27 protein-coding genes are annotated in these 26,199 nt (G+C 68.9%); 8 read left to right on the top strand and 19 right to left on the bottom strand.

Annotation, left to right across the window (positions count from 1 at the left end; all coding sequences use genetic code 11):
- Positions 1-10: 10 nt before the first annotated feature.
- Positions 11-319 (top strand): helix-turn-helix domain-containing protein, encoded by a 309-nt coding sequence (locus tag KL771_RS04330; RefSeq protein ID WP_261967329.1) that lies wholly within the window; start codon positions 11-13, stop codon positions 317-319.
- Positions 319-1,107, top strand: coding sequence for a DUF6456 domain-containing protein (locus KL771_RS04325; protein WP_261967328.1), 789 nt, complete (start codon positions 319-321; stop codon positions 1,105-1,107). The genes KL771_RS04330 and KL771_RS04325 overlap by 1 nt, the downstream gene beginning before the upstream one ends.
- Before the next feature lie 22 nt (positions 1,108-1,129).
- Here the strand turns inward: KL771_RS04325 and KL771_RS04320 are convergent, their stop codons facing one another.
- Both KL771_RS04320 and KL771_RS04315 read right to left on the bottom strand, forming a co-directional pair.
- On the bottom strand, positions 1,130-1,558 hold the full coding sequence (locus tag KL771_RS04320) for a SufE family protein (protein WP_261967327.1): 429 nt from the start codon (positions 1,556-1,558) through the stop codon (positions 1,130-1,132).
- Between the two features lie 85 nt (positions 1,559-1,643).
- Positions 1,644-2,039 (bottom strand): DUF5330 domain-containing protein, encoded by a 396-nt coding sequence (locus KL771_RS04315; protein ID WP_261967326.1) that lies wholly within the window; start codon positions 2,037-2,039, stop codon positions 1,644-1,646.
- A 517-nt stretch (positions 2,040-2,556) separates the two neighbouring features.
- On the opposite strand from KL771_RS04315, the gene KL771_RS04310 reads away from it, so the two are divergent.
- Positions 2,557-4,350, top strand: a complete 1,794-nt coding sequence (locus KL771_RS04310) for a sensor histidine kinase (protein ID WP_261967325.1) — start codon at positions 2,557-2,559, stop codon at positions 4,348-4,350.
- On the top strand, positions 4,347-5,426 hold the full coding sequence (locus KL771_RS04305; protein ID WP_261967324.1) for a peptidoglycan-binding domain-containing protein: 1,080 nt from the start codon (positions 4,347-4,349) through the stop codon (positions 5,424-5,426). Before KL771_RS04310 ends, KL771_RS04305 begins: the two co-directional genes overlap by 4 nt.
- A gap of 348 nt (positions 5,427-5,774) precedes the next feature.
- Here the strand turns inward: KL771_RS04305 and KL771_RS04300 are convergent, their stop codons facing one another.
- From KL771_RS04300 to ygfZ, 4 genes are all read right to left on the bottom strand, one after another.
- Complete coding sequence (locus tag KL771_RS04300; protein WP_261967323.1) at positions 5,775-7,436, bottom strand: methyl-accepting chemotaxis protein; 1,662 nt, start codon at positions 7,434-7,436, stop codon at positions 5,775-5,777.
- 202 nt (positions 7,437-7,638) lie between these two features.
- Positions 7,639-8,160 carry a tyrosine phosphatase family protein gene (locus tag KL771_RS04295; RefSeq protein WP_261967322.1) on the bottom strand — a complete coding sequence of 174 codons (522 nt, stop codon included), beginning with the start codon at positions 8,158-8,160 and terminating at the stop codon, positions 7,639-7,641.
- Between the two features lie 21 nt (positions 8,161-8,181).
- A complete protein-coding gene (locus KL771_RS04290; protein WP_261967321.1) occupies positions 8,182-8,808 on the bottom strand; it encodes an HD family hydrolase in 627 nt (208 codons plus the stop codon).
- An 86-nt stretch (positions 8,809-8,894) separates the two neighbouring features.
- Entirely contained in the window at positions 8,895-9,770 is an 876-nt protein-coding gene (gene ygfZ, locus KL771_RS04285) for a CAF17-like 4Fe-4S cluster assembly/insertion protein YgfZ (protein ID WP_261967320.1), read from the bottom strand.
- A gap of 163 nt (positions 9,771-9,933) precedes the next feature.
- Between ygfZ and KL771_RS04280 the strand changes: the two genes are divergently transcribed.
- Positions 9,934-11,268, top strand: coding sequence for a dihydroorotase (locus tag KL771_RS04280; protein WP_261967319.1), 1,335 nt, complete (start codon positions 9,934-9,936; stop codon positions 11,266-11,268).
- Between the two features lie 215 nt (positions 11,269-11,483).
- Here KL771_RS04280 and KL771_RS04275 read toward each other — a convergent pair whose 3' ends face one another.
- The 6 genes from KL771_RS04275 to KL771_RS04250 all read right to left on the bottom strand — a co-directional run bounded on the left by KL771_RS04275 (position 11,484) and on the right by KL771_RS04250 (position 16,417).
- A complete protein-coding gene (locus tag KL771_RS04275; RefSeq protein WP_261967318.1) occupies positions 11,484-12,110 on the bottom strand; it encodes a hypothetical protein in 627 nt (208 codons plus the stop codon).
- 200 nt (positions 12,111-12,310) lie between these two features.
- Complete coding sequence (locus tag KL771_RS04270) at positions 12,311-12,730, bottom strand: acyl-CoA thioesterase (RefSeq protein ID WP_261967631.1); 420 nt, start codon at positions 12,728-12,730, stop codon at positions 12,311-12,313.
- A 22-nt stretch (positions 12,731-12,752) separates the two neighbouring features.
- On the bottom strand, positions 12,753-13,373 hold the full coding sequence (locus KL771_RS04265) for a Uma2 family endonuclease (protein ID WP_261967317.1): 621 nt from the start codon (positions 13,371-13,373) through the stop codon (positions 12,753-12,755).
- 67 nt (positions 13,374-13,440) lie between these two features.
- Entirely contained in the window at positions 13,441-14,061 is a 621-nt protein-coding gene (locus tag KL771_RS04260; protein ID WP_261967316.1) for a Uma2 family endonuclease, read from the bottom strand.
- A gap of 196 nt (positions 14,062-14,257) precedes the next feature.
- Positions 14,258-14,836, bottom strand: a complete 579-nt coding sequence (locus KL771_RS04255; RefSeq protein WP_261967315.1) for a Uma2 family endonuclease — start codon at positions 14,834-14,836, stop codon at positions 14,258-14,260.
- A gap of 45 nt (positions 14,837-14,881) precedes the next feature.
- Positions 14,882-16,417: a toll/interleukin-1 receptor domain-containing protein gene (locus tag KL771_RS04250; protein ID WP_261967314.1), complete on the bottom strand. Its 1,536-nt coding sequence runs from the start codon at positions 16,415-16,417 to the stop codon at positions 14,882-14,884.
- A gap of 584 nt (positions 16,418-17,001) precedes the next feature.
- Between KL771_RS04250 and KL771_RS04245 the strand changes: the two genes are divergently transcribed.
- Complete coding sequence (locus KL771_RS04245) at positions 17,002-17,529, top strand: DUF1993 domain-containing protein (RefSeq protein WP_261967313.1); 528 nt, start codon at positions 17,002-17,004, stop codon at positions 17,527-17,529.
- Positions 17,530-17,918: 389 nt separating this feature from the next.
- On the opposite strand, the gene KL771_RS04240 is transcribed toward KL771_RS04245, so the two are convergent.
- On the bottom strand, positions 17,919-18,494 hold the full coding sequence (locus KL771_RS04240; protein WP_261967312.1) for a Uma2 family endonuclease: 576 nt from the start codon (positions 18,492-18,494) through the stop codon (positions 17,919-17,921).
- 91 nt (positions 18,495-18,585) lie between these two features.
- A complete protein-coding gene (locus KL771_RS04235; RefSeq protein WP_261967311.1) occupies positions 18,586-18,876 on the bottom strand; it encodes an HlyU family transcriptional regulator in 291 nt (96 codons plus the stop codon).
- A gap of 288 nt (positions 18,877-19,164) precedes the next feature.
- Between KL771_RS04235 and KL771_RS04230 the strand changes: the two genes are divergently transcribed.
- Positions 19,165-19,674 (top strand): hypothetical protein, encoded by a 510-nt coding sequence (locus tag KL771_RS04230; protein ID WP_261967310.1) that lies wholly within the window; start codon positions 19,165-19,167, stop codon positions 19,672-19,674.
- Between the two features lie 58 nt (positions 19,675-19,732).
- On the opposite strand, the gene KL771_RS04225 is transcribed toward KL771_RS04230, so the two are convergent.
- The 4 genes from KL771_RS04225 to KL771_RS04210 form a co-directional block, all read right to left on the bottom strand.
- Complete coding sequence (locus tag KL771_RS04225; RefSeq protein ID WP_261967309.1) at positions 19,733-19,999, bottom strand: hypothetical protein; 267 nt, start codon at positions 19,997-19,999, stop codon at positions 19,733-19,735.
- Positions 20,000-20,072: 73 nt separating this feature from the next.
- Complete coding sequence (rpoD, locus tag KL771_RS04220) at positions 20,073-22,073, bottom strand: RNA polymerase sigma factor RpoD (protein WP_261967308.1); 2,001 nt, start codon at positions 22,071-22,073, stop codon at positions 20,073-20,075.
- 389 nt (positions 22,074-22,462) lie between these two features.
- Positions 22,463-23,287: a dienelactone hydrolase family protein gene (locus KL771_RS04215; RefSeq protein ID WP_261967307.1), complete on the bottom strand. Its 825-nt coding sequence runs from the start codon at positions 23,285-23,287 to the stop codon at positions 22,463-22,465.
- A 156-nt stretch (positions 23,288-23,443) separates the two neighbouring features.
- Entirely contained in the window at positions 23,444-24,040 is a 597-nt protein-coding gene (locus tag KL771_RS04210; protein ID WP_261967306.1) for a histidine phosphatase family protein, read from the bottom strand.
- A 207-nt stretch (positions 24,041-24,247) separates the two neighbouring features.
- Here KL771_RS04210 and KL771_RS04205 point away from each other — a divergent pair, with 207 nt between their 5' ends.
- The gene (locus KL771_RS04205; RefSeq protein ID WP_261967305.1) at positions 24,248-25,180 is read left to right on the top strand and encodes a GGDEF domain-containing protein; all 933 of its coding nucleotides are present in this window, start codon (positions 24,248-24,250) and stop codon (positions 25,178-25,180) included.
- Between the two features lie 25 nt (positions 25,181-25,205).
- Here the strand turns inward: KL771_RS04205 and fabI are convergent, their stop codons facing one another.
- Positions 25,206-26,024, bottom strand: a complete 819-nt coding sequence (gene fabI / locus KL771_RS04200; RefSeq protein ID WP_261967304.1) for an enoyl-ACP reductase FabI — start codon at positions 26,022-26,024, stop codon at positions 25,206-25,208.
- Positions 26,025-26,199 lie beyond the last annotated feature (175 nt).

The following is a 26,199-nucleotide window of genomic DNA, read 5'->3' as shown; positions in this document are numbered from 1 at the left end:
CTCGTGTCCGGTGCTTGTCGCATCCGTGGTTGCAGCCTTCGGGCTGACCCCGGCCGATCTGCGCCGGCCCAGCCGCGGCACGCCGCGTGCGGCCTTCGCCCGGCAGGTCGCCATGTATTGCGCCCATGTCTGGCTCGGACTGTCGATGACCGAGGTCGGACGGTTGTTCGAGAGGGATCGGACCACCGTCGCGCATGCCTGTCGGGTGGTCGAAGAGGCACGCGAGGATCCGCGTGTCGATCGGGTGGTCGATGCCGTCGAATCGGCGCTCGCCAATTGGCGAGAGAGTCAGGGCCGTCCGGTCGGGGAGGCGGCGTGATGGAGAAGCCGGAGAAGATTGCGCGTCTGCTGGCCTTCCTGGCCGCCGGCCCGGCCGAACAGGAAGCCTCGGGCAGCTTGCGCCGGATCGGGGTGGCCGGGCTTGCCCGCTTGCGCGTCGACGCCGCGGATCTCGAACGGTCGCTCCGGGACGGCCTGACCGCCCGCGTCGCCGACGGCTCGGTCGCATTGACCGCTCGGGGGCGGGACCGTGTGGCGGCGTCCGGCGGGCCTGCGGGCCGGGTGGTCGCACGCCGTCTCGACGACGGCGCAACGGATACGGCGGCGGTGCTGGTCAACGATGCCGAAAGCCCGCTGGCCTGGCTTTTCCGGCGCCGCGGTGCGGACGGCGCACCCTTGGTCCCCGAGGCGGAGTTCCGCGCCGGCGAGCGCCTGCGCATCGAGTTCACCCGCGCCGGTCTGATGCCGTCGGTGACATCGAACTGGCGAACCGGGCTGGCATCGGCGCGCGGCGCCCGCGGCGGGCCGGCCGAAGCCACGGACGCGGCCCTCGCGGCGCGGGATAGGGTCCGCGCGGCGCTCGACGCCGTCGGGCCGGAACTGTCCGGCATACTCGTCGACGTCTGCTGCTTCCTGAAAGGCCTGGAGGCGGTGGAAGCCGAGCGGCGCTGGCCGGCGCGTTCGGCCAAGGTGGTGCTGCGGCTTGCGCTCGCGCGGCTCGCCAGCCACTACGACGGCCCGCACCCGGATGCCAGGCGATCGGCGCCGATGCGGCATTGGGGGGCTGCGGACTATCGGCCGGCGGTCAATGGCGGCACGGCAGCCTGAGGGGCGGGCCGTATCGCCGGATTCAGGCGGCCGCCGCCGCGGCGCGTGCATCGCGGCGGATGCGCTCGACCATCGAATTGACGCCGTTCGAGCGCTGCGGCGTCAGATGCTCGCGCAGCGACAGGGATTTGAAGGTCGCCTCCGGATCGAGGCTCAGGATCTCGGCCGCGGTCCGGCCCGAGAACAGAGCCAGGATCACGGCGACCAGCCCCTTCACGATATGGGCATCGGAATCGCCGCGGAAGGTCAGGATCGGCGCGCCGCCGTCGGGACGTTCGATCGATGTCTCCAGCCAGACCTGACTGGCGCAGCCGCGAACCTTGTTGGCCTCGTCATGGCCGGCCGCGGACATGGGCTGCAGCGCGCGGCCGAGTTCGATCAGGTAGCGGTAGCGCTCCTCCCAGTCGTCGATCGTCTCGAAGTCGAGGAGAATGTCGTCGATCGTCGCCAAGGCCGGCCTCACGCAGGGGGTGGAAGTCCCCGCCACCATATAGGGCCTTGCCGGCCGTCGGGGAACCGTAGTCACCGGGCGAAAGTCAGGAGGCGGCGAAGTGCGGCTGCAGATCGGTCGGCTTGCGCCGCGGTACCGGTTGGGGCGGCGGAAGGGAGCCCGTCGCGGTCGCGTCCACGGCCGGGAACGGCCGGGCGGAGGCGGGCGTCGGCGAAGACGGGCCGAGGAAGCCGTAGATCCATTTCGCGCCCGTGCGCGCCTTGGCCTGGAACAGATCGCCGAACTGTCCCGCCGTCGTGCAGGCCTCCGCGTTGCGGTCACAGAAGCTGCGCGCATCGTCCCAGGCGGTCTTCATGAAGACCAGCGTGCCGAGGGTCGACACCTCGCTGGCCTTGCCGGTCCTGGCCAGTTCTGCCGGATCGGCGGGAATCAGCATGATGCCGATCGAAACGACGATCGCCGTGCGGATCAGGAAACCCATGGTCCTCGTCCCTGGGGCCGGAAGAGCGGCGCCGGCCGCCGGTCGTCGCGTGACGCGAGTCCCGGAGCGGTTGGCGGCCCGCCCGTCTGGTTGGCGGCCGGATCGCTGACCGGACGGCGACGTCCGGCCTGATCGAGCCTGTGATGGGCGAGGCGTGAGCGGTTCGGTTGGCCGGTCCGGATGAGGCCATCCGGTCCGGCCGAGCCTCCGGCGTCCTCGACCGTCGGCGACCATAGCGCGGTCGGTTGAAGCCCAGGTTCAGATGGTCCGGCGAAATCGAATAGAATTGTAGCGATCGGCCGGATACCCGCCGGGCGCCGGCCGGTCACCTGCCGTTAACCGTGACGGGCGAAAGGCCTTGTTGTGTTTTCACGCTTTCCCGGCTTCCGGCTGCGCGGAGCCAACACCACCGGACGCATTTAGGCGTTCCTTAAACGTGGCCTGCGAGGATTCCCCCTGTCGGCGATCCTCCCGTCGGCAAGCGTATCTGGTGACTGTGTTGCGCAAGCTCGACCTCATGCCGGCTCTCCGTCGCTTCGTCGATGGGCTCGTCCATGCCTCGGTGCAGGGCGATCCGACCGATCTGCACCGGCACCGGTCCTTCATCGCAGTCAATCTGTTCGGCGGGATGGCGGCACTGCTGGCCCTGCCGGTCCATCTGGTCGTCGCCGGACCGGTCGGGGTGGTCCCGGCCGTGGCCCTGATCGGCCTTGCGGCGCCGGCCCCGATCGCTCTGGCGGTCTCCCATACCGGCCGCCTGGAACTCGGCCATGTGCTGCTCGCCCTGACGACGGCCGCGCTGGTCGGCTGGATCGCGCTGTTCACCGGCGGGCTCGCCTCGATCGCATTGATCTGGCTGGCCGTGCTGCCGGTCGAGGCGGCCCTGTCCGGTTCGCGCCGGGTGGTGCATGCCGCGCTCGGCATCGGTTTCGCCGTGATCGCCCTGCTGGCTCTGGCCGGCGCGACCGATTCGCTGCCGCAGAGCGTGATCGCCGCCCATGGCGACCGGCTGCTGTTCGGCGTAACCGCTGCCGGTCTCGCCTATATGGCGATCCTGGCCTTCCGGCTCGATGCGCTCTATCGCAATGCCGACGTGGTCTCCCGCCAGCGCGAGGCGCAATACCGGTTGATGGCCGACAATATCGGCGACATCGTCACGGGTCATGGCGCCAACGGCGATGTGGTCTTTGCGTCGCCGGCTGTGGAGCGCTCGCTCGGCCTGTCGGTTGCCGATGCGCTCGGCGACGGCCTGTTCCGCCGCGTCCATGTCGCCGACCGCCCCGCCTTCCTGACCGCGATCGCCGACGCCGCCGGCGGCCTCGCCTCGACGGTCGAATTCCGCGCCCGCGCCGACGGCCCGGACGGCCAGAGCCGGCATGTCTGGCTGGAGATGCGCTGCCGGTCCGCGCAGTCGGGCGACGGCCTGCCGAGCCGGTTGCTGGTGGTCGGGGTGATGCGCGACGTGACCGAGCGCAAGAATCAGGAGGCCGAACTGCTGCGCGCCCGCGAGCAGGCCGAGAAGGCGTCCGAGGCCAAGACCCGGTTCCTGGCCAATGTCAGCCACGAATTGCGCACGCCGCTCAATGCGATCATCGGCTTCTCGGACCTGCTCGGCTCGGAAACCTTCGGCAAGCTGCCGGATCCGCGCCAGCGCGACTATGTCCGGCTGATCAACGAATCGGGCGCGCATCTCCTGCAGGTGGTCAACGACATCCTGGATATGTCCAAGATCGAATCGGGTGCCTTCGACGTGGTGCCGGAGCCCTTCGACGTGCCCCTGCTGATCGAGGGCACCCGCCAGATGATGAGCCACCAGGCCGCCGCGCGCGGGCTGCGCATCGTCACCGCCATCGGGCTCGGCCTGCCCGAATTGCAAGCCGACCGGCGTGCCTGCAAGCAGATCCTGATCAATTTGCTGTCCAATGCAGTGAAGTTCACCAATGCCGGCGGCACGATCACGGTCGGCGCGCGGCGCGAGGGCGATCTCGTCGCCCTGTTCGTCCGCGACACCGGCATCGGCATCGCCGACTGCGATCTCGGCCGGCTCGGGACCCCCTTCGTGCAGGCCGACTGCGGCTACGACCGTCGCCACGAGGGGACCGGGCTCGGCCTGTCGGTGGTCAAGGGGCTGGCCAGCCTGCATGGCGGTTCGATGCATATCCAGAGCCGGCTGGGCGAGGGCACCTGCGTCACCGTGCGCCTGCCGGTGACCTCCGAGATCGCCGCCGGGGATCGTCGGACCGCCGCCGTCGTCGTGCCGCTTTCGGCCGACAAGGATCAGGCTCAAGAACCGAGGCAGATGCGCGCATGAGCCGGGTCCAACTCGCCACCACTCCGCGCGGTCCCGTCGTCCACGGCCGCAGCCCCGCCCGACCTGCCGGCGCCCGTCCGGGGCCGGCGCGCGGCGGCGATGTCGAGGCGCGCCGTCGCTATGCCGACGACGATCGCGACGATGTCCCGCAGGGACGGGACGGCGCCGATGCGGGCGGCTGGGACGACGGACGCCCGCGCCCGGGCGGGCTGCCCTACCGGCTTGCCATCGCGGCGATGGCCAATCCCGTGCTGACCGGCGGAACGATCCTGTCGCTGGTCGCCGCGGTCGCCATCGTCACCAACGCCCTGTCCAACCAGACGCGCCGCCATCCGGCGCCGCTGTTCGAAACCCGCCCCTTCGCCGCCGCCCCGGCCATACCGGCCCGCACGGCCGGCCACGCCGGTGCCGGCCAGCTTCCGGTTCCGGTCCCGGCACCGACACCTGCGGCAGCGCCGGCCCCGGCCGCCGCCCAGATCCCGGCGCCCTCGCACGGCACGGGCATGGTCGATACCATGGCCACGGCCGCGGTGCCGCGCGCCAAGCCGCGGCTCGACGGCACGCAGTTGATCCGCGACGTTCAGGTCGCCCTGCGCGAACGCAATTTCTACAACGGCCCGATCGACGGCATTCCGGGACCGGCCACGGCCGACGCCATCCGCGTGTTCGAGCGGCTGGCCGGCCTGCCGGTGACCGGCGAGGCCAACGAGCGGGTGCTCAACGCCGCCATGATGGGGGCGCAAGGCCAGGGCGGCCCTGCCGGCGCCGTGTCGGTCGCGAACAATCAGGGCCAGCGGACGGCACCGATCCCGGTGCGGACGACGGCGGTGACCCCGCCCGCTCCGCTCGGCCGCTCGTCCGGTCCGGAGCCGCTGGCGTCCGGCGGCGACGAGAAGCTGCAGCGGGTCCAGCGCGCCCTGAATGCGGCCGGCTACGGCCCCCTGCGCGGCGACGGCCGCATGGACGAGCGGACCCAGGACGCCATCCGCCGTTACGAACTCGAACGCGGTTGGCCGGTGACGGGCCGCGCCTCCGACCGCCTGGCGCTCGATGTCATGATGCAGCCGACCCGCTGAGCTGCGGTCCGCAGGACCGGGTGCGGCGGGTCCGTCGACAGACCCGCGGGTGCGGGGTCCGCACGGCGCGCGGCGGTGTAAGGCCGCGCCGCGCTCGTCGCCCCGGGGGCGCCCACTCGAAAGGACCTCGACGGTCGCTCCGCAGCTCGCCATGGAGAACCGTGCCCGGGCTGCGGCGCATGCGCAAATAACAAGAATCCAGATGCTCTTGCGAGGCTTGCGCCCCGCGGCTGCGGCGGCGCAATCCGGCGGCATTGTCGGACAGGATCGGCGGCGCTGCGCCGCCGGCGACCCGGGGAGCGTCGGCGGACCCGACGCCGGCGCCTGGGCCTTCGTCCGCGCTTGGGGTCAGGCCGCGCGGATGTCGGCGAGGAAGCGGCCCAATGCGGCTTCCAGCACGGCCGACTGGCGGTCGAGATCGGCGGAGGCGGCGGACAGCGCTTCGGCGCGGCCGGCGGTTTCTTTGGAGGCTTCGGTCACGGTCGAGATGCTGCCGGCGATCGCCTGGGCGCCGCGCGCCGTCGCGCAGATCGACTCGACGATCGATCCGGTCGCGGCCTGCTGGGCATGGGTGGCCTCGGAGATGCGCTGCGACAGGCTGTCGATGTCGCGGATCGACTGCGCCACGGTTGCGATGGAGCCGACCACGTCGTCGGTGGCGGCCTGCACTTCGGCGATCTGGCGGGTGATGTCCTGCGTCGCCCGGGCGGTCTGGCCGGCCAGCGCCTTGACCTCGTTGGCCACCACGGCAAAGCCGCGCCCGGCCTCGCCGGCACGGGCGGCCTCGATGGTCGCATTCAGGGCAAGCAGGTTGGTCTGGCCGGCGATGGCCTGGATCAGCGTGACCACGTCGCTGATCCGTTGGGCGGCCGTGCCGAGCGTGCCGGCCTGATCGGCCATATGGCCGACCTCGTCGACCGCGCGCGCCGACATGGCCGAGGACTCGGCGGTAAATCCGGAAATCTCGCCGAGCGCCTGGCCCATGCGGGCGGTCGCCTCGGACACCGCGATAGTGCTGCGCGTCGCGTCCGTGGCGGTGCTGTCGACCTGACTGGCCTCGTCGGCGGTCCGGCGCGCGATGCCCTGCATGGCGCCCGCACCGGCCTGGACGCGCCGGGCCGTGTCGCGCAGAGCGGTCGCGACACCGCTCAGCGATTGCTCCAGGCCCGCGGCCAGCGAGGCGGTCAGGCGCCGCCGCTCCTCGGCTTGGGCGTGTTCTGCGCGGGTCCGCTCCGCCTCGAGAGCCCGGCCGCGCGCCATGGCGTCGCGGAACACGCCGAGTGCCGTGGCCATGGTGCCGATCTCGTCGGCACGGGATCGATGCGGGATGGCCGTCTCCAGGCGTCCCTCCGCCATCACCGCCATGGCGCCGGTGAGGTCCCCGAGCGGCCGCATCACGCGCCAGGCGATCATGAACACGATGGCGATCACGGCCAGGCCGGCGGCCATGGCGCCGCCGAGGACGACGCGTCCGCCGGACCGGATCGCCCCGCGCATGGCTTCGATCTCGCCGGCGACGGCACTGTCGGAAGCCGCCATGGCCTCGTTGGCCTTCGCGGCGAAGCCGTCCAGGTCGTAGTTCAGCGCCTCTGTCAGGGCCGCGAACGGTGCCATCGCGTCGTTTCCGGCCTCGACGCCCTGGTCGACATAGATGCGCGCCAGTTCGAGGCCCTGTTCGTAATAGGCATCGAAACTCTCCTTCAGATCGGCCGCGATCTTGGTCATGGCGGGCGAACCGGCCGCCTTCACGGCGGCCTCGATCTCGACGATCTTGGTGCGGAACCGTGCCGCCGCCTGCTCCGCATGGGCAAAGCCGCCGTCGAGTCCGGGCGCCGCGCGGGTCGCAGCGACCTCTGTCAGCCCCTCCCGAACCTTCACGACGGCCAATTGCAGGTCGCGCGCGATCAGACCGATCGGCAGTTCGACGCGGCGCAATTGCTGGAAATGATCCTCAACGGCATCCGCCCGCCCGTTCAGGCCCCGGAAGGCAAACCAAGTGGAGGCGGTCATCGCAATCAGGCATATCAGTAGAATGCCTGACAACGAGAGAACGACAAAGCGCAGCGAGTGCAGTTTCCGGATCAGATGCATAAGTTCCGTCCCTTGTGCGGAACCTCACGCTCGCATCGAAAACTATGAAAACCATTAAGCTTTGCCCGCACACATGCTGGTGCGAGCGATTTGCGATATCCGACTTTCAAATGTCCGCAGGTCAGACGGCCAGCCGGAGGGCGAGCGAGAACGGATGCCCCTCGAAGGCGTCGCGGCCGCGCCCGATCGCCTCGATGGCGGAAACCATGCGACCCTGGCGGCCGAGCAGGTCGTCGGCCAGTCGGACCAGGCGGATGTTCGGGGTTGCGGACGGCGACCGCGTGCGGATGTCGCGGGCGATGTCCGCCTCGTCCAACTCAGGATGCAGGCTGCACATGGCGATGAAGGCGCCGGCGGTCGAGCGGCTGATCCCCGCCCAGCAATGGATCACCATCGGCCTGGCGCGGTCCCATGCGCCGACGAACCGGAGCAGTTCGCGGACATGCTCTTCGCCCGGCGGCAGCAGGCCTTCGGTCGGCTCGGTGATGTCGTTGAAGCCGAGGAACAGGTGGTTCTCGGCCGCGACCCGCGCCGGCCGCTGCACCGGCGTGCCGGCATTGATCAGCGTCGCGACATGGCTGGCGCCGATCGCGTCGACGGTACGGGCCAGCCGATTGAGGGAACAGACATGGATGGCCGGCATGAGCGATGACCTCAGGTTCTTTCAGGCATCCGCGACCCCGGCCGGGGTCGCCGCAAGGGCTTCCAGGGACCGGAACCGCTCCAGGAAACGGATTTGCGCCTCGGCGGTCGGCCAGGCGGTGAGGCCGAGCCGGGCCGGGAAGCCGCGCGGGCGGCCGAAGATACGGCCGGCTTCCTGTTCGGAAAAGCCGGCGAGTTCGATCGCCTCGAAATAGGCCGAGACCGTGTCGGCGGTCTTGGTCAGTTTGAGAAGCGTCGCGGGAAGGCGCGCCGGCAGCCCGAAGCGCAGATGGATGGCGGTCTGCAGGCGGGCCTCGACCTCCTTGTAGGCGCCGCCCATGACCGCCTTGAAGGGCGAGATCATGTCGCCGATGACATATTCGGGCGCATCGTGCAGCAGCACGCCGAGCCGGTCGCGCGCCGACAAGGCGGGCTCGAGGCGCAGCGCGATCTCCTCGACCAGCACCACATGCTGGGCGACCGAGAAGGCGTGGTCGCCCGCCGTCTGGCCGTTCCAGCGCGCGACCCGGGCCAGCCCGTGGGCGATGTCGGCGATCTCGACGTCGAACGGGGACGGGTCGAGCAGGTCGAGCCGGCGTCCGGACAGCATGCGCTGCCAGGCGCGGGGGGCTTTGCTGGGGGGCGGCATGGGCGGTCGGGTCTCCTCCGATCCGTCCATAAACGAGTCGCGCGGGGAGGGCACGAGGCGAACGGCGTTGCGCGCCGCCGCCGCCGTCAATCCGTCGCCGCCGCCGGCCAGACGAAGCGGGCATAGCCGGGCAGGGCGACCGAGAGGCTGGTATCGCCGGCGGTGACCGGTTGCCCGGCATCGATCGCCTCGCGCACCCGGTCGATGCGCAGCAGCGCCAGGCCGGCGGTTCCGGCATGGGCGCCGAGTGTGCCGGCCGGCTTGCCGCCCGCCACGATCTCGGTGCCGGCCGGCGGCAGGGCGCGGTCGCCCTCGACCTGCACGATGCGGCGGCGTGCCGTGCCGCGATGCTTCATGCGGCTGACCACCTCCTGCCCGACATAGCAGCCCTTGGCGAAATCGACCCCGCCGAGATCGTCCATGTTGGCGTCATGCGGGAAGGCGTCGCCATAGGCGAAGTCGAGGCCGCCCTCCGGCACCCCGAGCGCGATCCGGCGGACCCGGAACGCCTCCGCCGTCACGGCCGTCACGCCGTCAGCCGCCAGCCAATCCGCCACCGCCTCCGCCGGCACGATCGCCCGGGCGCCGAGCGCGGCCAGGCGCGGATCGGCATAGGCGGTGCCGGGCAATCCCTCGGGGATGCCGCCGTAAAGGGCCAGGACGCGCAAATCCGGGCGGTCGGCAATGTCGACCTTCGCACGCAGCCTGTAGAATTTGAGACGCTTGGCGAGATCCGGCGCGAGCGAGACGGGCGCCTCGATCAGGAAGCCGTCGGCCGTGGCGACGACGAAGAAATCGAACAGGATCTTGCCCTGCGGGGTCAGAAGCGCGCCGAAGGCGGCCGCGCCGGGCTGAAGCGCCTCGACATTGCAGGTGACGAGCCCCTGCAGAAAGCCGGCGGCTCCCGGCCCCGACACCGACAGAACGGCGCGATCGGTCAATTCGGCACTCTCGATCGGCATCGGCACTGTCCTCGTCTTACCGCCCCGGGATCAAGCATCTAGGGACGCGGCGGGCTCCCGGCAACCCGGGCGCTTCCCCTCGCGCCGCCGGGCGGCTATGACCTCGTCCATGCAAGCGGCGGACCTGTTCCGGTCGCGCCGCCTCCGTCCCACAGGAGCTCCCATGCCCGAGACCTTCGATCTCGTTCTTGCCGGCGGCACGGTCGTCAATCACGACGGCGAAGGCGCGCGCGACATCGGCATCCGCGGCGGCCGGATCGCGGCTATCGGCGCTCTGGCCGGGGCCTCGGCGGGCGAGACGATCGATTGCCGCGGCCTGCATCTCCTGCCCGGCGTGATCGACAGCCAGGTGCATTTCCGCGAGCCCGGCGGCGAGCACAAGGAAGACCTGGAATCCGGCTCGCGCGCGGCTGTGCTCGGCGGCGTGACGGCCGTGTTCGAGATGCCGAACACCAATCCGCTGACCACCTCGCCGGAGGCGCTGGCCGACAAGATCCGGCGCGGCCGCCACCGCATGCATTGCGATTTCGCCTTCTGGGTCGGCGGCACGAATGAGAATGCCCGTGACGTGGCCGAACTGGAGCGCCTGCCGGGCGCGGCCGGCATCAAGGTGTTCATGGGCGCCTCGACCGGCAATCTCCTGGTCAAGGACGATGCCGGCGTCACCGAGATCCTGAAGCGCACGCGCCGTCGCGCCGCCTTCCATTCCGAGGATGAGTACCGGATGGAGGAGCGTCGCGGCCTGCGCGTGCCCGGCGATCCGTCGTCGCATCCGGTCTGGCGCGATGCGGTCGCGGCCCTGCGCTGCACCGAGCGGCTGGTCGGCATCGCCCGGGCGACCGGCGCGCGCATCCATGTGCTGCACATCTCGACCGCCGACGAGATGCGCTATCTGGCCGCCCACAAGGACTGGGCCTCCTGCGAGGTCACCCCGCATCACCTGACGCTCTCGGCCGACGACTATGCCCGAATCGGCACGCGCCTGCAGATGAACCCGCCGGTGCGCGACAAGGCGCATCAGGCCGGCATCTGGTGGGGCGTCGAGCAGGGCATCGCCGACATTCTCGGCTCCGATCACGCCCCGCACACGCTCGACGAGAAGGCCAAGCCCTATCCGGATTCGCCCTCCGGCATGCCCGGCGTGCAGACCCTGGTGCCGGTCATGCTGGACCACGTCGCCAAGGGCCGCCTGTCGCTCGCCCGCTTCGTCGACATGACCAGCCATGGCCCGCAGCGCCTGTTCGGCCTGGCCGGCAAGGGGCGGCTGGCGGTCGGCTGGGATGCCGACGTGACCGTCGTCGACCTGAAGCGCACCGAGACCATCACGGATGCCTGGTCGGCCTCGCGCGCGGCCTGGACGCCCTATGACGGCATGCCGGTGACCGGCTGGCCGGTCGGCACCATCGTGCGCGGCCGGCGCGTGATGTGGGAGAACGAGATCGTCGCCGCCGGCACCGGCGAGCCCTGCCGCTTCGCCGAATGTCTGCCGGTGGGGTGAAGCGTCACGCCGGCGGTCCGTTGCTCGCAGGTTGTTGAAAAGACAGTCGTATAGCGATCAGAGGCGGGCAGTTTCAACTCTGTCATCCTCGGGCTTGTCCCGGGGATCCAGACTTTTCAAAGGTTTGCTCTTCGCACTGGATCCCCGGGACAAGCCCGGGGATGACAGAATGGCGGGTTCTGAATGTTTGCAGCAACCCGATGACGCCGGCGGTATCAATCGGTCAGCTTAAAGTAGTGCCAGGTGCCGTCCGGGCCGATGCCGACGCTGTAGAAGGTGTATTTGCCGGCATTCTTCATCTCGTCGAAATCCGACGAGGTGATGATCTTGTAGAGCTCGACCTTCTCGCCCGGCGTGAGCTTGTCGAGCGGCAGGACCGCAAAGGCCGGCCAGATATACATTTCCTGCGCCGTGCCGGCGCCCTTGAGCGCCCAGCCGGCCTCCAAGACGTCGGTCAGGATCGCCAGGACTTCCAGCCCCTCGCCGTCGCCCGATTGCGTCTTCAGATAGTCGATCGGGTCGCCGACCTCGTTGATCGACAGGCTCGGCGGGGTCTCGTTGCGCTGCATGACCGCGCGCAAGGTGCCGAGATCGCCCGAATAGGCGGCATCCAGGATCGCCTGCCGGGTCTTGGCGACCAGTGGCGGCAGACCGGCCGCGCCCTTGCCGAGTTTCGGTTCGGTGATGGCCGTGGCGGCCTTGCCGGGCGGATCGACCGGTTTGGTCGGCACCGTGATGCGCTCGGTCTCGACCTTGCGCGGCGCCGCCGCCTCCGCGCCGGTGGCGCGCCAGGGCATCGCGGCGATCGCCAGCAGGGCGAGAGCGGGAAGGATACGGATCATGCAGCGTCTCCAGGAGCGTCCGGCGCTCCCGACCATAAACCATCGCAGGGCCGGATCCGCGCTGCCCTGCGGCAACGGTCGGGCCAAATTTCGGCCGCGCCGAAAAGGCCCACATCCGGGGGTGGGCTGACGCATTCTGCCCACTGCCCACTGCCCGGGTTTCCGGCTCCGGCTTCCTTCGCAAGGCAGGCAGGCGCCGCTCAGAGCGGCGGGACGGGGCGCGGGCGGCCGTCGTCGTCGATGGCGACGAAGGTGAAGGTGGCGTCGGTGACCTTCTCGCGGCCATCGGTGCGGAAGCGGCGTGCCCAGGCCTCGATGTGGATCTTCATCGAGGTCCGGCCGACCTTCTCGACCTCCGTGTAGACGCAGAGCACGTCGCCGACCTTGACCGGGCGGATGAAGGTCATCGCATCGACCGCGATGGTGACGACGCGGCCGCGCGCCCGCTGGACGCCCGCGATGCCGCCGGCCACGTCCATCTGGCTCATCACCCAGCCGCCGAAGATGTCGCCGTTGGCGTTGGTGTCGGCCGGCATCGCGATGGTGCGCACGGTCAGTTCGCCGCGCGGCTGCTCGGGCTCGGGCAGGGGCGGCGTTCCGGCGGAAACGGCGGCGGGCATCGCGTCGGTCAAGGTGGGGTCCTCATTCGGTCTCAGGGGTGGGGATCAGGCCGAGTTCGGCCAGCGTGACGGCGAGGGCCGGAACGCGGACCGGCACCAGCCGCTCGGCCGGGCCGTGGTCGTGCACGTCCGCATAGCCCTCGGCACCGAGCCGGCGGTGGATGCGGGTGACGAGCGTCGCGGCGTCCACGACCCAGACTTCCGGCACCCCGAAAGCGGCATAGAGCCCGATCTTGCGGCCGAGATCGTAGGCGCGGCTGGAGGCGGCGATCTCGACGGCGAGGAGCAGGTCGCTGGCCGCGACCGGGGCCGGGCCGGCGAGGCTGCGGACGACGCAGAAATCCGGCTCCAGGAAAGAGAGCGCGTCGAGGCGCACCGTGGTTTCGACCAGCACATCGAGCTCCACACAGGCCGCCATCTGGAAATGCCGGTTGAGCTTGCGCTTGACCCACTCGTGCAGGCTCCCCTTCGGCGACATCGGCACCATCTCCCCGCCGATCAGCTCGAACCGCTCGTCCTCCCCGACGATGCCGGCCGCGACCATCGCCTCGACCTCCGCGACCGTGAACGCGCGCCGCTCCATCCCGTCGGCGGCGCGGGTCGTGCGGGGCTCGGGCGCGGATGGGCGGACGGCGTGGTTCATGGGCGTTCGCGGGATTGCGTTCGGGCCGTTGCGGCGGCGGGCATCGTGTCGGTCACCGCGGGGGGCCTCATTCGGGGTCACGGGCGGGGGTGAGGCCGAGTTCGGCCAGCGTGACGGCGATTCCCGGCACCCTGACCGGCACCAGCCGCTCGGCCGGGCCGTGGTCGTGCACGTCCGCATAGCCCTCGGCACCGAGCCGGCGGTGGATGCGGGTGACCAGCGTTGCGGCGTCCACGACCCAGACTTCCGGCACGCCGAATGCGGCATAGAGTCCGATCTTGCGGCCGAGATCGTAGGCGAGGCTGGAGGCGGCGACCTCGACGGCGAGAAGCACGCGCGAGCCGTCGAGTTTCTTCAAGTCCAGCGCGCGATCAAACACGCAGAAGTCCGGCTCGATGAAGTTCAGCGTGTCCAGTCGCAACGTCGTCTCTTGCGCCACGGACACATCCTTCGGCGCCATGACCTGGAACCAGCGGTTCAGCTCGATCTTGACCATCTCGTGTCGGGCGCCCTTCGGCGACATCGGCACCATCTCCCCGCCGATCAGCTCGAACCGCTCGTCCGCCCCGACGATGCCGGCCGCCACCATCGCCTCGACCTCCGCGACCGTGAAGGCGCGCCGCTCCATCCCGTCGGCGGCACGGGTCGTGCGGGGCTCTGGCGCGGACGGGCGGACGGCGTGGTTCATGGGGGAAAGGATAGCACGGGGCCAGGGGGCGGCAAGGATGGGCGGCAAGGATGGGGTGTCGACGGTGCACCGCACGCGCGGGCGGACATCCATGCTGCCGGGTGCAGTCCGGCGTCGCCGACGGCTGCGGCCGGCATGGGCCTTGAGCGAGGGCAGGCCGCGTTCCGGGGAGGGCCCTGCGCGACGGCCGGACGCTTCAGGCGGGCAGGCGCAGAGCGGCTGGGCGCAGCGCGAAGGCGGCGGCGCGGGTCGGTACGATCTCCCGATCGGCGGCGTGGATCGCGATCGCCCGGTAGCCGTCGGGGCCGGGATCGGTGTGGACATGCACGGCGAGCGTCCAGGCCTCGACGACCCAGAGTTCGGCGACGCCGAAGCGGGCATAGATGGCGGCCTTGCGCCCAAGGTCGTAGCCGAGCGAGGTATCGGCGATCTCGACCGCCAGCAGCGCCGTCTCCGGTCCGAGCCCGTCGACGCCGACCGCGAAGGGGAAGATCACGAAATCCGGTTCCAGATAGCTGTCCGGCGCCAGGCGGAAGGTGGTCCCCGGTGCGACCACCATGTCGTCCGGACAAAGGCGGGACCAATGCAGGTTGAGCGCGATCTTGACCGTCTCGTGGCGGCTGCCCTTCGGCGCCATGGGGATCAGCTCCCCGTCGATCAGCTCGATCCGCTCGTCCTCGGCCAGGATCCCGGCCCGCACCATCGCCTCCACCTCCGCCACCGTAAAGGCGCGGCGCGGCAGACCATCGGCAGCGATCAGGGTCCAGGCGTTCATGGGGGGAAGGATAGCACGGGGGCGGGGGGCGGCAAGGATGGGGGATCATCCCCAAAGTCTGGACAGGAGTTCGCCCATGTCCTTCACGAAGGAGCCGATCTGACCCAGATTTGCGCTACGTTGGAGCATTGCGTCCCAGAAGCCGGATTCTTGTGCCAGGAGCCGCTGGTCGAGCGTCGGCGGCGAGATGCGATCGTTCGGGTCGACAAAAAGGTCAGCGGGCGTGTCGGTTTTCGGCATCGAGGCGACCGCCCGCAAGAACTCGCGTCGCGTCTCGACGCCGTCGGCCAACCGTTCGGTCACGACCCCTTTGCGCTCGGCCTCGCGTGCGCCCGCGACGAGGCGATCCTGGTTCGCCAGGAAGGCGGGGTCGCGCAAGGTATCGGTCTGGATCGGGGCTGCGCGGTAGAGGCGGTCGCGGTCCGAATCCAATGGGAAGTGCATTCGGTATTGCTGGTGGTTGTCGATGAGCTGTTGCAGCGCCTTTCCAGCGCCGCGGCGCGTCCAGGGCGCTTCCTCTTTCTGCGCGTCGGAAAATTCTGCCTCGATGACGCCGATCTGGTCGGTCAGGAGCCCGAGGGGTGCCGACAGCCCGTGGGCATTCAAGTGCCTTTCAACGGCGCGCACCGCCGACAGGACGATCGGCGGTGCGTTCTTGCCCTTCAGTGCCTTCTGGATGCTGCGCGCGAGTTCAAGCTGACGTTCCGGCAGACCATAGAGGTCATCGCTGGCCACAACCTTGTCGAAGGTCTCGTTGCGGGCAATGTCGATCTGCCCGGCTTCATTCTCGATCGGCTTCGGGCTGGCGGCAACGGCGAGGGCGCGTCGGAACTCGGCCTTCGAGCGCGGGCGGACCGGAGCGATGGCCTCGCGGATCTTGGCTTCGGCCTCGCTGTCCGAGAGACCCACGATGTTGACGTAGACGACCTGTCGGGCCAGCCCGTTCAGGGGCGTGGGGTGGATCAGGATCGGAACGATCAGCCGCTGGTTCGATGACGGATCCCGATTGTAGAAGCTCGCCCATTCGGCCTGGCAGTGATCGCTGGCCTCGTATTCTGGCGACAGAACGGCGACTAGGCGCTCCGACCGTTCAAGTCCGAACTGCATTTCCCGGACAAAATTGGAACCCGGTCCGAAATCCTTGTACTGCGCGAAAACCGAATGCTTGGCCTTCTCGATGACCGATCCGATCTTCCGGGCCGATGCCTCGTTGCGAGTGCTGTAGCTCAAGAAGAAATCGAAGCCTTCGACTTCCGCTGCGGTCGGGGTCCCGCCCGTCGCCCGATCCGCCGCGATCAGGCGTTTGATCTCCGCGTTGACCGCCTTGGGGCCTTGCTCCCAGAGGGAGTCCGGCAAGGTCGCGCGTGCGAATTCGATCGATTGGCGCCAGGGACTCCTACCGGCGAGGCGGGCGTCGTACCAATCGGTCCATACATCCCAGTCGTCGCGGGAAATGAGTAAGTCACGTTTCATCGCGATCCACGCAACATCGGCCCAATGCGGCGTATGTTGGGGCCAAAGTGGTTCATCCGCGAGCACAGTTGTCCGCAAGCCGCCAAGGATCATGGACGCGTCTGCCATGAAGGCAACATCTGCTGACTTGGCGCCGATGCTCGCAGAAGCATTTGCTGCGTCCAAGGTGAAGGTTGCGGCCGATGACGCTGAGGGAGAAAGTATCGTGGCGACAGCCGAAAATGCGGCGAGTGGGGCAGAGACGCCGTTGGCCTCGTGTTTAGATTGAAGAGCATTGAAAGCGTGTAGATAGATGTTTTCGAGCCGTCCCAATAAATGTGCGGCAGTCCAAGACAAAGCTAAGCAACGAAATGTCGGCAAAATGAGACTGTTAGCGGAACTGCGGGTATGATTCGTTCCACGTAGTGCTGGCAATGCGCGTAGCGCCGCTCGTCCTGCCAAGACGATTGCTACCTCTTTAGGTTGCCCGGGTAGCCAAACCTCGATCTCGTCGCGATTCCTGAAATCAATCATCCGCAGACCCCGCGTCCCGACCGACTATCCCCCAACGGCACCCCCGCTTCAACCTGCCTTCCGCCTCGGCGCCGCCAACAACCCACCACCCGCCTTCCCCGGTCGCCCCTCTTGCGCTATCCCGGGCGCCTTCCGGTATTTCACCCTCCGGCGTCCGGTGCCGCGACAGGATCCCCCCAATGACCCTCTCCCTTTCCGAAATTTCCGTGCCGGTCTTCGTTCGCACGCTGGAGGCGCTTGCGGGTGTGCTCGACAAGGCGGCGGGGCATTGTGCGGCGAAGAAGATCGATCCGGCCGTGATGGCGGCGACGCGGCTCATTCCGGACATGTTCGGGCTGGCGCGCCAGGTGCAGATCGCCTGCGATTTCGCCAAGAATGCCACGGCCCGGCTCGCCGGCGCCGAGGCGCCGCGCTTCGCGGATGACGAGACGACGCTCGACCAGTTGAAGGCGCGCATCGCCGGGACGATCGACTTCCTGAAGGGCGTGGATGCGGCCGCCATCGATGCCGGCGGCGCGCGCCAGATCGTCTTCCCGGTCGGCCCGAACAAGATGCAGATGGGCGGCACCAACTATCTGGTCCACTTCGCGATGCCGAACTTCCACTTCCACGTCGTCGCGGCCTACGCGATCCTGCGCGCCGCCGGCGTCGAGATCGGCAAGCGCGACTTCATGGGCGCCGTGCCGGACTTCCGGCCGGCGGCCTGAGGCCTGAGCGCAAGGGGCGCCGGCGCCGAGCCCGGCTGGGCGGGCGGGCGCGGCGATGCCCGGTCCTTGCCGAGCCGGTACCGTGGACCGAGGTCATGCCCGAATCGGGCCGGCCCGGGCGGTGACCCCCGGAGGGCTCGTCGAGCAGCGCGGCGGATCGCCAGGCTTGCGGCGTCCCGACGGACCGGGCCGCCGGTGCCGAGGCTGCGCGCGACCGGCGCGGAGGGCAGGGCGGCGCCCGCGCTCCCCTCGGATCGCCGCGGGCGCGCCAGGCGAGCGCCGATGCCTCAGCCGCCCGGTTGCCGGGACGGTCCGGTCGCCAGGACTGACCGGTTGCCGGTTTCGCCCGGTCGGCGGGATCGGCCGCTTTCGTCCGGTCGGGGCGCGGTTCAGTCTTCGGGGAAATCGGCGAGGCGGACCGAGAAGCCCGGGATCAGGTGCGGGCGGAGGTCGGCCTCGGCCGGCAGGGCGGCGACGGTGCGGTAGCCGTCTCCGGCGGGATCCCGGTGGATATGCGTGACGCGCCGCGCCGCGTCGATCACCCAATACTCGCGCGCGCCCTCGCCGGCATAGAGGGCCGGCTTGCGGCCGAGATCGTAGCCGAGCGTGGAACCCGACAGTTCGATGACCAGGAGCGCGTCGCGGCCGGTCACCGCGGCCTGCCGGACCCCGGCCGGAAAGACCAGGAAATCCGGCTCCAGATAGAGCGTCGGCGCCAGCCGCCAGCCGGCCGCGGGAGCACACAGCGCCTCCGGCGGCAGGCCGCGGAGGAGACGGTAGACCAGCTCGCGCTTCAGGATTTCGTGGCGCGCGCTCTTGTCGGTCAGCGGGATCAACTCCCCGTGGACGAGCTCCAGCCGCTCCTCTGGCCCGACGATGCCGGCCTCGACCATGCGGTCGAGCTCCGCGATCGTGAAGGCGCGGCGCGGCAGACCATCGGCGGCAAGGACCGTTCGAGCGCTCATGGCGCTTCAATCTAAAGTAGCGGAGACGATCCGTGAAGCCGGATCCGGTTCGCACGCATCTCGTGGGCACCCGGAGCGGCGTGCCGGCCCGTCAGTCGAAAATCTTGCCGCGGCGTTCGTCGATGATCTGGCGCGCCTTGCGGAAGGTCATGTCGAGGGCGTCGTCGCGCGACGCCAGGCGGTCGGCGCGGATGAAGCGGTGCTCCTTCAGGACGCCGTCGATCTCGCGCCGGATCACGCCGCAGACCTGATGCTGGCCGCCTTCCAGAAACGGCGTCGCCTCGATCACGAAGCCCTCATGCTCCTGGGTCGGACCCGGCTGGGGAGCGGCCGGCGCGGACGGGCCGCCGCCAAGGCCGAAAAGCTTCTTCAGAAAGGACATCGGTGCCGCTCGCTCTGCATTGCCGGTTCAGCCCCGGCGGTCGCCGACCGCCGCCGTCCGGGCAGGCAAACCACGTCGGCCGGACGAGCGTCAAGCCTCGTGCGCATCGGCGCGTTCGGGCAGCCCGCGGAACGGGCACCCTGCCGCGCATTGCCACCTTGCCGGTTCGGCGCGGGATCGACTAAGGGTTGAGCGATCCGGGCCGGCCCACGCCACCGATGGATCCCGCTCCTTCGGCGCGCAAGCCCGCGCGTGCCGCCCCGTCTTCGCGTTCCGACAGGTTTTCCGATGATCCGTCCCGGTGTGGCCGCCCTTCTGGCGGCGCTCGTGCTCTCCGCTCCGCCCGCGCTGGCCCTCGATCCGGCTGCGGTCTTCTCGAACCCGGACTTTCAGGCGGTCGACCTCGATGCCTTCATCGCAGGTCGCAACGCGGTGTGGTTCCGCAACGGACCGACATTCTTCCGGCCGCTCGATCCGGTCGTGGTGATGGGCACGCTGAAGCGTCCGCCCTTTCTGTGGCCGGCCGGCGCGCCCTATTACGATGCCTCGGTACGGCTCAACGAAATCCCCACTCCGCCGCCCGCCCGCTATGGGTTGGAGGTCAGGAGCCGTGCCGGTCGCACGGTGATCTTCCACCTGCAGGATATGACGGCGGCGTCGATCATGGCGGAGATCGCCCGCGACGGGGCGCAATGCTGCATCGGCAAGCCGGTCCGCATCTGGGCGCGCTCGGCCTATGTCACCAAGGATGGCCGCCACGGCTTCATGGCGATCGGGGTCGCCACCCACGCGAAATGATCACTGGGCACGATCGGCGGCCGTTTTCGTTCGGTTGCCGCCCCCTCGCACCGGACCTTCAAGCCTGCTCGGCCCGATACCGGTCGAAGGCCGCGAGGATGAAGGCGTGCGCCTCGTCCTGAGGCATGTAGCTTGCGTCGTAGCCATCCGGAACGCCGTACGGCTCCTCGTAGAACCATAGCGGGTCCCCGACCGGATCGCTGCCGCCGATGCCGATCGACCAGTGATCCCAGCGGGCGCGGAAATAGAACGGCAAGCCGTCGATGGTTCCTTCGGCTTGGACCGGTGCCGCAAGGGCCGTCCATTCCAGGACTATGTCGGCCACGGCCGTGCCTCCGCGATCGGTCTGTGACGGATCGAGCGGTCCGCCGCGGCCGGAACGGGACGCGGCGGCGATCTTAGTTATCCAGGAAGCTGCGCAGCTTGCGGCTGCGGCTGGGGTGCTTGAGCTTGCGCAGGGCCTTGGCTTCGATCTGGCGGATGCGTTCGCGGGTCACCGAGAACTGCTGGCCGACCTCTTCGAGCGTGTGGTCGGTGTTCATGCCGATGCCGAAGCGCATGCGCAGCACGCGCTCCTCGCGCGGGGTGAGCGAGGCGAGCACGCGCGTGGTGGTCTCGCGCAGGTTCGACTGGATCGCCGCATCGATCGGCAGGATCGCGTTCTTGTCCTCGATGAAGTCGCCGAGATGGCTGTCCTCCTCGTCGCCGATCGGGGTCTCGAGGCTGATCGGCTCCTTGGCGATCTTGAGGACCTTGCGTACCTTTTCGAGCGGCATGCCGAGCTTTTCGGCCAGCTCCTCCGGGGTCGGCTCGCGGCCGATCTCGTGCAGCATCTGGCGCGAGGTGCGGACGATCTTGTTGATCGTCTCGATCATGTGCACCGGGATGCGGATCGTGCGCGCCTGGTCGGCGATCGAGCGGGTGATGGCCTGCCGGATCCACCAGGTCGCATAGGTCGAGAACTTGTAGCCGCGCCGGTACTCGAACTTGTCGACGGCCTTCATCAGGCCGATGTTGCCCTCCTGGATCAGGTCCAGGAACTGCAGGCCGCGGTTGGTGTATTTCTTGGCGATCGAGATGACGAGGCGGAGGTTGGCCTCCACCATCTCCTTCTTGGCCTGCCGGGCCTCGCGCTCGCCCTTCTGCACCATGTGGACGATGCGGCGGAACTCGGTGATCTCCAGGCCGGTCTCGGTGGCGAGCGTTTGGATCTCCTGGCGCAGGTCCTGGACCGAATCGGAATCCGACTTGACCAGGTCGCGCCAGCCGCGCGTCGTCAGGGTGGCGACGCGGCGCACCCAGTGCGGGTCGAGCTCGGAGCCCTGGTAGTTCTTGAGGAAGTCCTCGCGCCCGACGCCGTAGCTTTCGGCCAGACGCAGCAGGCGGCCTTCCTGGCCCATCAGACGCTTGTTGATGTCGTAGAGCTGCTCGACCAGGCTGTCGATGCGCGCCTGGTTGAGCGACAGGCTCTTCACGTCGAGGATCAGCTCGTCCTTGAGCTTCTTGTAGCGGCGCTCCTGCGATGGCGACAGCGCCTCGTTCTTGAGCGCGCCCTCGACATGCTGGTCCTGCAGGCGGCGCAGCTTCTTGTACTGGTCGGCGATGCGGTCGAAGGTCTCGACGACCTTCGGCTTCAGCTCGGCCTCCATGGCGGACAGCGAGACATTGCCCTCCATGTCGTCGTCCATGTCGTCGGCCAGTTCGCCTTCCGGCAGTTCCGGCTCGGCTTCGCCCTCGGCCGCGTCGGCTGGCACCATCGGCGGTCCGCCGGCCAGCGGCGCCTTGCCGTCCGGGCCGGCATAGGTGGCCTCGAGATCGATGATGTCGCGGAGGAGGATCTTGCCCTCGTTGAGCTCGTCGCGCCAGATGATGATCGCCTGGAAGGTCAGCGGGCTCTCGCAGAGCCCGGCGATCATCGCCTCGCGGCCGGCCTCGATGCGCTTGGCGATGGCGATCTCGCCCTCGCGCGACAACAGTTCGACCGAGCCCATCTCGCGCAGATACATGCGCACGGGATCGTCGGTGCGGTCGGCCGGCTCGCGCGTCGTCTTGGTCAGGGCCGGCGCGGTGGAGGTCGCCTCGACGAGATCGCCGCCCTCGGCCTCCTCCTCGGTGTTGTCGGCGCCCTTCTCGGCCGCCTCGGCATCCTCGACTTCATCCGATTCGATGACGTTGATGCCCATCTCGTTGAGCATGGCGAGGATGTCCTCGATCTGCTCAGAGGTGACCTCTTCGGAGGGCAGCACGTCGTTGAGTTCGTCATAGGTGACGAAGCCGCGCTTCTTGGCGGCCTTGATCATCCGCTTGACGGCGGCATCGGAGAGATCGAGCAGCGGCCCATCCTGGGTCTCGGGGGCCTGGACTTCGCCCTCTTCCTGCTCCGCAGCCTTCGTCGCCATGTAGCTCAGTCTCCTGATGTGCCGCCGGGAGCGTCCCTCGTCGTCGATCGCTCGCCGACAGGTGAACCGAAACAGCGTCCCTCGCGTAGTGCCGTCGAATACAGGTCGCGCCTTAAACCGCGCTTAACCGTGCAAGGCAGCGACGGTTCCTCACTCACTTGGAGCCGTTCAGCCCGTCCGGGCCCTGTCCGGATAGCTAAAGCGCCCGCCGCATTCGACAATAGGTCCGGGACTCCGCACGGGCGGAGTTTTCCGGAGGACGCTTATGTAACGGGTGATTCGGATTCCGCAAGGGTGATTCGTTAAGGCATCGGCGCGCCGGCGCGACCCGGCCGCGCCGTTGCAAGTCTGCATTGTCCGCTCCGGCCTCGGGAACGGGGCCGCGGCCGTCAGGCGAGATGCTTCCTCAGGAAGAACAGCGTCCGTTCCCAGGCGAGCGCCGCATCTTCGGCATCGTAGCGCGCCCCGGTCGGGTTGGCGAAGGCGTGGTCGGCCTCGTACCAGTAGACCGTCAGGATGTCGGCCTTGCCGGCCTCGCGCATCGACTTCTCGAAGCCGGCCACCATGTCGGCATTGATCGACTTGTCGAGCGTGCCGAAATGGCCGAGCACCGGCCCCTTCAGCGGCTTCAGTTCGGCCGCGGTCTTCTTGACGTTGCCGTAATAGACCACGGTCGCCTCGACCGGGGTGGCGATGGCGGTGTTCAGCGCCCAGCCGCCGCCGAAGCACCAGCCCATGGTCGCGACCTTGCCGGTCGAACGCTCGTGCCGGCGCAGAAAGGCGACGGCGGCGGTCAGGCCGGCCGTGGCGGCTGCCGGATCGAGAGCCTGCACGAGATTGCGCGCCGTCTCGGAATCTTCGGCGACCTTGCCGAACAGGTCGACGGCCAGCACCAGGAAACCCTGTTGCGCCATCTCGGCGGCGACCGCCTTGATCTGGTCATTGAGACCCCACCATTCGTGGACGATCACCACGGCGGGCGCCTTGCCGCTGCCTTCCGGGATGGCCAGCGATCCGGCCAGGCTGCGTCCGCCGGCGACCGGGAGCGCGACATCGGTGAGGGTGGCGGCCGCGCCGGCGGCGAGCGCCTTGTCGGCCAGCACCGCCGCAAGCGGCAGCGTCGCGGCGCCGAGCAGGAAGGCCCGGCGCAGTTCGTCCGGCACCTTGATCGGCGGCATATCGCGGTGGTGGCCGCACCCATCCAGACTGCACATCGGCCGTCTCCGAACCTTGCCCGGGACCCGTTCGCCGGCCGGTCCCTGCAACCGGTGCGCCTCGGATCACATTCTTCGCTTTTCAGGTCGGTCGCGGCGTTTCGCGGACCATCGCCGCAGCATCCGCCACCACCGGACAATTCATTGTGACACGAACTATATCCAGCTTTCCGCGCCGTCGCGCCAGACGGATATCATGTCCTGAGGCACGAAAATTTCGGCCAGATGCGGATCGAAGGTGCCGAGCATCAGCGCCTTCAGGACCCGGTAGACGCCGCCGTGGGAGACCACCACGGTATCCGGGCCGACGGTATCGAGCCACCGGCCGACCCGGTCCTGCAGCATCACGTAGCTCTCGCCGCGCGGCGGCAGATAGTGCCACTTGTCGGTGCGGATCGCCGCGTGAGCGGCCGGATCGATCGACCGGATATCCTCGTAGGTGTAGCCCTCGTAGTCGCCGAAGGAGACCTCGGCCAGCGCCGGTTCGACCGCATAGCCGGCCGGGTCGAGGCCGAGCGCGCCGCGGACGATCTCCATCGTGGTGCGGGCGCGCCCGAGCGGGCTTGCCACGTAGCGGAAATCGGCCGGCGACCGGCCGGTCTCGGACAGGAAGGCGGCGAGCGTCCTGCCGTTGCGCAAGGCCTGGCCGCGCCCGACTTCGTTGAGCGGAATGTCCTTCGAACCTTGCAGGCGGCCGGCCAGATTCCAGTCGGTCTGGCCGTGGCGGATGTGGATCAGGTTGGGTCGGCTCATCCTGCGGCGAACTCGGCTTCATGGGCGGGCGCCGCGGCGCCCTGTCTCTGCCTGATCGCCTGTATGCCAGGACGATGCCGCGCCCGCCAGGGCCTGCCGCACCGAAAGACGGCAGCCGGCAGCATGGTTCAAATGCGATGGAAATTGTTGACGCTTTGCCAGACGGCGCCGGGTTACCGTGCCGGCCGGACCCTCAGGACGTAAGAGATGTCGGAATTCACTCTCTACAGGCTGCTCGATCGGGTGTTTCCCAGAAGCTACAATCTCAAACTCTTTCTGGTCGCCTTCATCGGAACGCACCTGCCGCTCTTGGCCACGCTCGCCTTCTTCACCTTCGACGAGCAGGCCGGCAAGGATACGATCAGCATCGTGGTGGTTCTGCTCACCGCGACCCTGATCGGGACGGCAATCACCCTGACGGGCCTGCATTTCGTGCTGAAGCCGATCGAAACGGCGACCGAGGCGCTGAAGAGCTACGAGGCCGAACGGACCGTGCGGTCGCTTCCGGTCAACCATGACGACCAGGCCGGGCAGCTGTTGAAGTCGGTGCACACCCTGATGCAGACCGTGGAACTGCTGCTGCATCGCCAGGAGCGCGCCGCCGTGATCGACCCGCTCACCGGCCTCGCCAACCGGCGCGGCTTCCGGGAATGCCTCGACCGGCTGGAGCGCCATCTGAAGCCGACCGCGACGGTCGCCCTGTTCGTGATCGATATCGACCGGTTCAAGTCGGTCAACGATACCCACGGCCATGTCGTCGGCGATCTGGTGCTGGCCGATGTCGGCCGGATTCTGGCCGATCATGTCCGCGACGCCGAGGTCGCGGCGCGTCATGGCGGCGAGGAATTCGTGGTCTTCCTGCCGGATGCCGCGCCGGACTATGCGCTGGCGAGAGCCGAGCGCCTGCTCGCCGCGATCGAAGGGCACGAATTCGAGGCCTGTCCGCATCTTCGCGTGACGGCCAGCGCCGGCATCGCGGTCACGCCGGCGCCATCGCTCGATATCGACGATCTCTTCGACCGGGCCGACCGGGCGCTCTACCGGGCCAAGCGCTCCGGCCGCAACAAGGTCGTCGCCGCCCATTCGGGCAGCGACGATCTGATCAATCCGGAGGACGGGGTGATCTGGGCGGCCGGCTGAGCGGGGCGTCCGCTACGCCGTCGGGTCAGTCCTTGACGACCGAGATGTCCGGCGCGTCGACCGCCTTCATGCCCACGACGTGGTAGCCGGCGTCGACATGGGTGATTTCGCCCGTGACGCCGCGCGACAGGTCGGACAGCAGGAACAGGCCGGTATCGCCGACCTCCTCGATGGTCACGGTCCGCTTCAACGGCGCGTTGTATTCGTTCCAGCGCAGGATGTAGCGGAAGTCGCCGATTCCGGACGCCGCCAGGGTCTTGATCGGGCCGGCCGAGATGGCGTTGACGCGGATCGCGCGGCTGCCGAGATCGACTGCGAGATAGCGCACAGACGCCTCCAGGGCGGCCTTGGCGACGCCCATCACGTTGTAGTGCGGCATCACCTTCTCGGCGCCGTAATAGGTCAGCGTCAGCATCGAGCCGCCGTCGGTCATCAGCTTTTCGGCGCGCTGCGCGACCGCCGTGAAGCTGTAGACGGAGATCAGCATGGTCTTGGCGAAATTATCTTCGGTCGTATCGACATAACGACCGGTCAGCTGATCCTTGTCGGAAAAGGCGATCGCATGCACGATGAAGTCGATCTTGCCCCACAGCCGTTCGACCTCGGCGAAGACCGCGTCGATCGTCGCCGCATCGGTGACATCGCAATGGCCGACCACCTTGGCGCCGATTTCGGCGGCCAGCGGCTCGACCCGCTTGCGGAGCGCATCGCCTTGATAGGTCAGCGCAATCTCGGCCCCGGCGGCGGCCGCCGCCTTGGCGATACCCCAGGCGATCGACCGGTTGTTCGCGATCCCCATCACGAGGCCGCGCTTGCCCGCCATCAAACCCGTCGCATCTGCCATTTCCACCGCCCCGATCCAGAGCGGGCGCTTCCCAAGACGCGCCCAGAGCGGCCTCCTATGGCACAAGCCTATCCTGCACCGCAAGAAGCCGCGCTCACCCTGCTACCGCATCGGGAATCGATCCGGACCGTTCGGAGACCCAAATTGGGCATTCACGGCCGGCGGGTCCGCGGGG

This window comes from Prosthecodimorpha staleyi (genome assembly GCF_018729455.1).
Lineage (GTDB): Bacteria > Pseudomonadota > Alphaproteobacteria > Rhizobiales > Ancalomicrobiaceae > Prosthecodimorpha > Prosthecodimorpha staleyi.
This window is presented reverse-complemented; position numbering and strand designations above follow the sequence as displayed.